Here is a 6,694-nt window from a genome sequence, read left to right as displayed (position 1 = left end):
TTTACATCGTCCAACTTATGGGGCGCAGTTCACACGCTGCGCCCTGAATAGCCGATGATCCTGCGGAGGATCAGATCGCTTCTTCGTCCTGCTCGCCGGTACGGATGCGCACCACGCGCGCCACGTCGAAGACGAAGATTTTGCCGTCGCCGATCTTGCCGGTCTGCGCGGTTTGCATGATGGTTTCCACGCAGGTGTCGACGATATCGTCGGCAACCACGATCTCGATCTTCACCTTAGGCAAAAAGTCGACCATGTACTCGGCACCGCGGTACAGCTCGGTGTGGCCCTTCTGGCGGCCGAAGCCTTTCACTTCGGTGACCGTCATACCGGTGATGCCCACTTCGGCCAGCGCTTCGCGGACGTCATCCAGTTTGAACGGCTTGATAATCGCGTCGATCTTTTTCATCTTCTTTCCTTTTACCAATTTTTGCGGCCAAAACCGGATGTGATGGGGTAGCGGCGGTCTTTGCCGAAGTTACGGGCGGTGATACGCGGCCCGACGGCCGCCTGACGCCGCTTGTATTCGTTGATGTCCACCAGGCGGATCACCTTGCGCACGATCGCTTCGTCGAACCCTTCGGCCACCAGATCGGCAACCGACTTGTCGCGCTCAACGTAGCCTTCCAGGATCGCGTCCAGGATATCGTACGGCGGCAGGCTGTCCTGATCGACCTGATCCGGCGCCAGCTCGGCGGACGGCGGACGATCGATCACCCGCTGCGGGATCACGTAGGAGACGGTGTTACGGTATTCGGACAGCTTGAACACCAGCGTTTTCGGCACGTCCTTCAGCACGTCGAAACCGCCGGCCATATCGCCGTACAGCGTGGCGTAACCCACCGCCATTTCGCTCTTGTTGCCGGTGGTCAGCACGATGCTGCGGCGTTTGTTGGACAGCGCCATCAGCACCACCCCGCGGCAACGCGCCTGCAGGTTTTCTTCGGTGGTGTCGCGCTCGGTGCCGGCGAACATCGGCGACAGCTGGCCCATAAAGGCGTCGAACATCGGTTCGATGGAGACGATATCGAACTCCACGCCGAGGATTTCCGCCTCTTCCTTGGCGTCGGCGATGCTGATATCTGCGGTATAGCGGAACGGCATCATCAGCGCCTGCACCTTGTCTTTGCCCAGCGCATCCACGGCGATCGCCAGCGTCAGCGCCGAGTCAATGCCGCCGGACAGGCCCAGCACCGCGCCTTTAAAGCCGTTTTTGGTCACGTAGTCGCGCACCGCCAACACCAGCGCCTGGTACACCTGCGCCAGCTGCGGCAGCTCAGCGGCCGGATCGGCCATCGGCACCACGGCCAGCTCGTTGAATTCCAGACGAGTCACCTGCTCGTCGAAGGCCGCCAGACGGTGAGTCATGGTGCCGGCGGCGTCGAATACCTTGGAGCAGCCGTCGAAGATCAGCTCATCCTGGCCGCCGACCTGATTGAGGTACACCAGCGGCAGCTGGGGGCGCTGGCAGTGGCCGGCCATCAGCGTTTTGCGGATATACGGCTTTTCGCGGTTATACGGCGAGGCGTTGATCGACAAGATAATTTCCGCGCCGGCGGCCTTGGCGGCGTCGATCGGCTCAGGGAACCACAGATCTTCGCAAATCAGCAGACCCAGACGGTAGCCTTTCAGGTCCACCACGCAGGTGTCGTTGCCGGCGTGGAAATAGCGCTTCTCATCGAACACGCCGTAGTTCGGCAGCTGCTGCTTGAAGTAGCGGGTCAGCAGGCGGCCTTCGGCAAACAGCGACAGCGCGTTATACAGCTTGTCGCCTTCGCGCCACGGGTGGCCGACCAGGATCGCCGTCTCGGCGGAGGCCTGCTGCAGGCGCAGCAGCTGCGCGTCGCAGCGCTGATAGAAGTCATTGCGATACAGCAGATCTTCGGGCGGGTAGCCGGACAGCGCCAGTTCGCTGAACATGACCAGATCGGCTCCCGCCTTCTGCTGCTCCTGCACGATTTGCAACATGCGTTCGGTGTTGCCTTCAATGTCGCCGACCAGCAGGTTCAGCTGGGCCAGGGCGATGGAAAGTGATCTGCTCATTTGTGTACGATCCCGCTTAATACGTTCCATGGTGCTCTACGCCGGGGCGCGCCGCGGCAAAAGAGAACGGAGTGTAAATCATTCCGCCGGATTTGTTGAGAACCTGCGTGGCAGGCGCCGGCGGCAAACTGTCATTCTTTAAAATCGTTGGCGTCCAGTTCGTGGCGCGACAGCAATTTGTAAAACTCGGTGCGGTTGCGGCCCGCCATGCGCGCGGCCTGGGTCACGTTGCCCTTGGTGATCTGCAGCAGCTTGCGCAGGTAGTGCAACTCGAACTGGTTGCGCGCTTCGGCGAAGGTCGGCAGCGCGGTGTTTTCCCCTTCCAGCGCCTGCTCCACCAGCGCTTCGCTGATCACCGGTGCCGAAGTCAGCGCCACGCACTGCTCGATGACGTTGACCAGCTGACGCACGTTGCCCGGCCAGCTGGCGGTCATCAGCCGCTTCATGGCGTCGGTCGAGAAGCTGCGCACGAACGGCTTGTGCCGCTGAGCCGCTTCGCGCAACAGGTGATTGGCCAATAGCGGGATATCTTCGGCGCGTTCGTTGAGCGCCGGGATCTTCAGGTTCACCACGTTGAGGCGGTAGTAGAGATCCTCGCGGAACTCGTTCTTCGCCATCGCCTTTTGCAGATCGCGGTGGGTGGCGGAGATGATGCGCACGTCAATGTCCAGATCGCGGTTGCTGCCCAGCGGCCGCACCTTGCGCTCTTGCAGCACGCGCAGCAACTTCACCTGCAGCGACAGCGGCATATCGCCGATCTCGTCGAGGAACAGCGTGCCGCCCGCTGCCGCCTGGAACAGCCCTTCGCGGCTGCTGACCGCGCCGGTAAAGGCGCCCTTGGCATGGCCGAACAGTTCGGACTCCAGCAGCTGCTCCGGCAGCGCGCCGCAGTTGATGGCGATGAACGCCTTGCCGGCGCGCGGGCTGGCCGCGTGGATCGCCTGCGCCACCACCTCTTTACCGGTGCCGCTCTGGCCGTTGATCAAGACGCTGACGTCGGACTGCGCCACCATTTTCACCTGCTCCAGCAGGCGCAGCATCAGCGGGCTGCGGGTGACGATGTCTTCGCGCCAGGCCTCGTCGCCGGCCGGGGTGGCCGACAGCGCGAGCGCCTCGTCGATGGCCTTATACAGCGCATCGCGATCCACCGGTTTGGTGAGGAAGCTGAACACCCCCTGCTGGGTGGCGGCCACCGCATCGGGAATCGAACCGTGCGCGGTGAGGATGATCACCGGCATGCCCGGCTGATGCTTTTGGATCTCGGCGAACAGCGCCATGCCGTCCATCTCGTCCATACGCAGATCGCTGATCACCAGATCGATCTGTTCGCGCGCCAGCAGGCGCAGCGCTTCCTGGCCGCTTTCGGCGGTGGTGACGTGAAAACCTTCGCTGGTCAGACGCATGCCCAGCAGCTTCAGCAGGCTGGGATCGTCGTCAACCAAGAGCAAATTGGCCGGTTTGCGTGCGGTCATTGCGCGTGGGACTCCTTATTGGCAGGGTGCGGCGTATAGGTGTCTTCCGGTTCAACCGGCAGCGCGGTGCCTTTTTCCGGTTCGTCCTGCGATTCAGCCCCTTTGGCGGCCGCGCCGTTTTTACCGGCGGATTCGCCCTTTTGCGAGCCTGCGCTGTTGTCCGGGATTTCCCCTTGCAGCTGCTTGCGCGAAGAGAGCTGGCGCTCGATATCGGTCAGGTTCTCCAGCTTGCGCGAGGTGTCCTGCAGCTGCGATTGCAGACGCGCCTGGCTCTGGCGCAGCGAATCGATCTGGCTGTCGCTGCTCTCCTGCAGATGCTGATAGCGTGCTTTCTCATCGAACAGCGTGATCTGCAGCAATTGCTGCTGGCGCCACAGCTGCGTCAGCGGACGCAGTGAACCGGGAAATTCCATCCGATAGCTGTTGATCCTGTCGATGATCTGGCGGCGTTCGCCGGAGGTCGGCTGTGCGCTGCCCAGCAGGATGCTCTGTTTGAAAACGCCGGACCAGCTGTCGCCAGGCACCGTTTTCGCCAGCGCGCGCGCCTGGGTCGAGCCGATACGATCGGCGCAGTCCATCGCGCGCAGCCAGTAGAGCGCGTTATCCAGCGCGTCCTTGTCGTCCAACTGCCACAGGGTATCGCAAGCCGCGGTGCGGTAATCAATCACCTTGGTATCCGGGATCGCCTCTTGCTGCTGAGGGTTCAGGCCACCGCTGACGGCGCGATCGACGCAGCCCGCCAGCAACAGCGGCATAAAGAAGACGGCACCCAACCAGCTGATCGGGCGTTTGCCGAGCGGCGCTCTGTGCGTGGCACGCGGTGAACGTTCGGTCTGTGAAAGACGAAGGCGTTTAGACCATGTGTACATTATTTATTCATTCTCGGCGGTTAACGGCAGTTCAATGCGGAAGCAGACGTCTGCACCGGCGACCGTCGCCAGTTGCAGCTCACCGCGCATGCGACGGATACAGTCCTGAGCGATGCTCAACCCCAGTCCGCTTCCTTTTACCGCCCCTTTTCGCTGGTGACTACCCTGGAAAAAAGGCTCGAAAATCATGGCTCTTTCAGCCTCGGGGATCGGCGTGCCGCTATTGGCGACGTCGATTTGCACCCGTTGTCCAACCTGACGGCTGCGGATCCAAATGTTACCGGATTCCTTGCCGTAGTGCACCGCATTGGAGTAGAGATTATCCAGCACGCGCATTAATAGCGTAGGCTCTGCCCAGCAGATTTCCGCCTCCAGCGTAATTTCGGTGGAAATCATCTTCGCCCGCGCCGGCAAACTGTGCGCGGCGACCACCAAATCGACCATGTCGCGCAGCTCGACGTTCTCGTGTTCCGCCGGGCCATCGGCCAATTTGCGGTTGTAATCCAACAGCTGTTCAATCAGCTGCTGCAGATGGCGGCTGCTGTTGTCGAGGATCGCCACCACCTCTTTCTGATCGGAAGTCAGCGGCCCCGCCACCTCGTCGGCCAGCAGTTCGGTGCCTTCACGCATGCTGGCCAACGGCGTTTTCAGCTCGTGCGAAATATGGCGCAAAAACTCGTGGCGCTGCGACTCCAGCCACGCCAGCCGCTCGCTCAGCCAGATGATGCGCTGCGCCAGCGAACGCAGCTCGCGCGGCCCCTTGAACGACGCGGTGCTGCCCAGCGCGCGCCCTTCTCCCAGGCGGTTGATCATCCGCTCCACGGCCTTGACCGGCCCGATGATCATGCGGGTGAACAGCACCACCAGCAGCACGCTGACCAGGAACAGCAGCAGCGCCTGCCAGCCGAAGAACTGGCCGCGCTCGGCGATGGCCTGCTGCAGCTGCTGGCCGCGCGAGAACACCACCGCGCGCGTGGCCTGCACCATTTCGGCGTTGGAACGGGAGAACGACTCGAGCAAGGCGGAAGCCTCTTGGTCCGGCCCGCTGTTATGGCATTTGATCGCCGCCAGCTGGGTCAGCAACTGGCGCAGCGTTTGGTAGTAGCGCTCGTCCGGCAGGATCGGCGCGTGGGCGTCCAGCATCTGCGAATACTGCTTGCGCTGGTTCTGGTACAGCTTCTGCAGCGTAGGATCGACCAGCACACAGTACTGGCGATAGCTGCGCTCCATCTCCAGCGCCACGCTGGTCATCGCCTCGCTGCGCCGCGCGTCCACCAGCGTGGTGCGGTTGATGTCTGCTGCCTGCGCGCTGAGGTGATCCAGACTCTGGTAGGCCTGATAGGCCAGCACCAGCAGCGGCAACAGCACCAACAGGAACGCCAGCAGCACCAATTGCCGCAGCGAACGGGGGAATAAACGCCATTTTTTCAACGAAATCATCTCATTCTCTCAGCTCTGTCACGATGCTAACTGACTCGCCGGAAAGAGAAAAGCCCGGCAAGGGAGAATCCTGAACGCACAAGGAAAAAGCTGCGGGTTCGGTGAACCGCGCCCATAGGCCTGGCCTGCCGACGGCATGCGGCCTCGGTAACATCAACCGGTGTGAAAGCAAGAGTGTGGGGAAAGCGTCTGCGTTCGAGGGCATAGGCAACGAAACGGGAATAAGCGCAGCGTTGATAAATGACATCGGGGCAAGAAACTTGCCCCAACGCAAGGAAAGTGTGGATGCCCTTAAGTCTCGTCCCCAGGGTGATGTAGCGCAGCGGCTGGCATCGAACAGGACGAATAGCATCCGTAAGTATCCAGGATTGATGAACCCTTCATCACAGTTGGATACAGGCGGTGCCTCACTCCACGTGTCGCCCGATGCTTGATAAAGCCGTTTGCACGGTCTGTTATCGGTTTGGTTGGACGATAGGCACCATTTCTTTGGCATCATTCGGAGGCTTATGAGGCGATTTGCCGTCTATTTACGGCGCCGTCATAAAAAGTTGAATGAGCAACCGACGAGAATAATGCACGTTGCGTGCCAACTTTGCAATAAAAATAATAACAATATGATTTTATTGAAAAATAAAACCATATCAGCAAATTTCTTTGCGCATCACGCCCCGATGAGCGATGAAAAAAACGCCGCGCTGTCGCCAAATGCAGACAACCAAAGCCAAACCCACTTATGGCCAATAAAATCAAAAAGTTAAATGTCTCCATTTGGCGACACGAAAAATAGCGCCTGTCGCAAAATGCAGACACTGCCGCCAATCGCCGAACCTCGGCCATAAAAAAGGTTCATCGCGCTTTAGCGTGAAC

The 6,694-nt window shown here is 60.5% G+C and carries 5 protein-coding genes; all 5 read right to left on the bottom strand.

Going from position 1 to position 6,694, the window contains the following annotated elements:
- Nucleotides 1-70: 70 nt before the first annotated feature.
- Nucleotides 71-409: a nitrogen regulatory protein P-II gene (glnB, locus tag HMPREF3138_RS07005; RefSeq protein WP_004847623.1), complete on the bottom strand. Its 339-nt coding sequence runs from the start codon at nt 407-409 to the stop codon at nt 71-73.
- Between the two features lie 11 nt (nt 410-420).
- Entirely contained in the window at nt 421-2,043 is a 1,623-nt protein-coding gene (locus HMPREF3138_RS07000; RefSeq protein ID WP_070558880.1) for an NAD+ synthase, read from the bottom strand.
- Nucleotides 2,044-2,174: 131 nt separating this feature from the next.
- Nucleotides 2,175-3,515, bottom strand: a complete 1,341-nt coding sequence (gene glrR / locus HMPREF3138_RS06995; RefSeq protein ID WP_025303931.1) for a two-component system response regulator GlrR — start codon at nt 3,513-3,515, stop codon at nt 2,175-2,177.
- Nucleotides 3,512-4,384, bottom strand: a complete 873-nt coding sequence (gene qseG, locus HMPREF3138_RS06990) for a two-component system QseEF-associated lipoprotein QseG (protein ID WP_047730860.1) — start codon at nt 4,382-4,384, stop codon at nt 3,512-3,514. The genes glrR and qseG overlap by 4 nt, the downstream gene beginning before the upstream one ends.
- A gap of 3 nt (nt 4,385-4,387) precedes the next feature.
- Entirely contained in the window at nt 4,388-5,824 is a 1,437-nt protein-coding gene (locus HMPREF3138_RS06985) for a sensor histidine kinase (protein ID WP_038874219.1), read from the bottom strand.
- Nucleotides 5,825-6,694 lie beyond the last annotated feature (870 nt).

Origin of the sequence: Serratia sp. HMSC15F11, from assembly GCF_001808215.1 — a bacterium.
GTDB classification, from domain to species: domain Bacteria; phylum Pseudomonadota; class Gammaproteobacteria; order Enterobacterales; family Enterobacteriaceae; genus Serratia; species Serratia nevei.
Note: the sequence above shows the minus strand (reverse complement) of the source record. Positions and strands in the feature narration are given on the sequence as shown.

What these genes read in the sequence shown, in the direction of transcription:
- glnB (WP_004847623.1), bottom strand. Translation starts at nt 409, where the DNA reads ATGAAAAAGATCGACGCGATTATCAAGCCGTTCAAACTGGATGACGTC.
- HMPREF3138_RS07000 (WP_070558880.1), bottom strand. Translation starts at nt 2,043, where the DNA reads ATGAGCAGATCACTTTCCATCGCCCTGGCCCAGCTGAACCTGCTGGTC.
- glrR (WP_025303931.1), bottom strand. Translation starts at nt 3,515, where the DNA reads ATGACCGCACGCAAACCGGCCAATTTGCTCTTGGTTGACGACGATCCC.
- qseG (WP_047730860.1), bottom strand. Translation starts at nt 4,384, where the DNA reads ATGTACACATGGTCTAAACGCCTTCGTCTTTCACAGACCGAACGTTCA.
- HMPREF3138_RS06985 (WP_038874219.1), bottom strand. Translation starts at nt 5,824, where the DNA reads ATGATTTCGTTGAAAAAATGGCGTTTATTCCCCCGTTCGCTGCGGCAA.